The following is a 1,076-nucleotide window of genomic DNA, read 5'->3' as shown; positions in this document are numbered from 1 at the left end:
AGCCATGGGTGTGTGTCCAGCGAGATGCGTCCGGTGAAGAGCTGCCCACCTTCGGCGAGAGGGACTGCCGCTCCCAGGAGAGAGTGTTCAAGCGTTTCCAAGCCCAGCCCGGTGGCATCGGCCGCCACGGTCGGAGCATCAAGCCAGTAACGCTCCCGCTGAAACGCATACGTCGGCAACGACACCAACGCCCCACCACCCGACCCGGCCACCGCACCCAGAACAGGAGTCCAATCAACAATCGCCCCGTTGACATGCAACTGAGCCAGAGAAGCCAGAACCTGCCCAAGCGTGTCCTGGTCACGACGCAACGTGCCGGTCACCACCGCCTGACCACCAGCAGCCTCCACCACCTCCTCCACACCCACCGTCAACACCGGATGCGCACTGACCTCAACGAAAACCCCATAACCCTCGGAAGCCAGGGCATCCACGGCCTCGGCGAAACGCACCGGCCGCCGCAGATTCCGGAACCAGTACTCACTGTCCATCTCCCCCGGCGACACCCACCGACCGGTCACCGTCGACAACAACGGCACCCGCTCACCGCCACCCTGGGGAGCCAGGCCGTCCAGAACCTCGGCCAGCTCGGTACGGATCTGCTCGACCTGCGCGGTGTGGGAGGCGTAGTCCACCGGAATCCGACGCGCCCGCACCCCCTGCCCCTCGCACACAGCCTGCACCCGCTCCACCGCCAACGCGGGCCCGGCCACCACCACCGAACCGGGGCCGTTGACCGCAGCCACCTCCACCCCACCCCAGACACCGGCCTCAATCCGGTCCATGGCCTCCCCCTCGGACACAGCCACCGACAGCATCCCGCCCAGACCCGCCAGACGCTCACCGATCAACCGCGACCGCAGCACCACCACCCTGCACGCGTCCTCCAGTGACAGCAGACCCGCCACATACGCGGCCGCCACCTCACCCTGGGAATGACCCACCACGGCTGCCGGCTCCACACCGAACGACCGCCACACCCCAGCCAAAGCCACCATCACCGCAAACGACACCGGCTGAACCACATCCACCCGATCCAACGACGGCGCCCCCACCTCCTGCCGCAACACCCCGCA

General features: G+C 67.5%; 1 protein-coding gene. It reads right to left on the bottom strand.

Annotation, left to right across the window (positions count from 1 at the left end; translation table 11 throughout):
- Nucleotides 1–1,031, bottom strand: a 1,031-nt coding sequence (locus tag JK364_RS54355; RefSeq protein ID WP_307841733.1) for an acyltransferase domain-containing protein, incomplete at its 3' end; no start/stop codon positions are given.
- Between the last annotated feature and the right edge of the window lie 45 nt (nt 1,032–1,076).

This window comes from Streptomyces endocoffeicus (genome assembly GCF_016741935.1).
Classification (GTDB): domain Bacteria; phylum Actinomycetota; class Actinomycetes; order Streptomycetales; family Streptomycetaceae; genus Streptomyces; species Streptomyces endocoffeicus.
The sequence above is the reverse complement of the archived record's forward strand: the minus strand, read 5'-3'. Positions and strand labels throughout refer to the sequence as shown.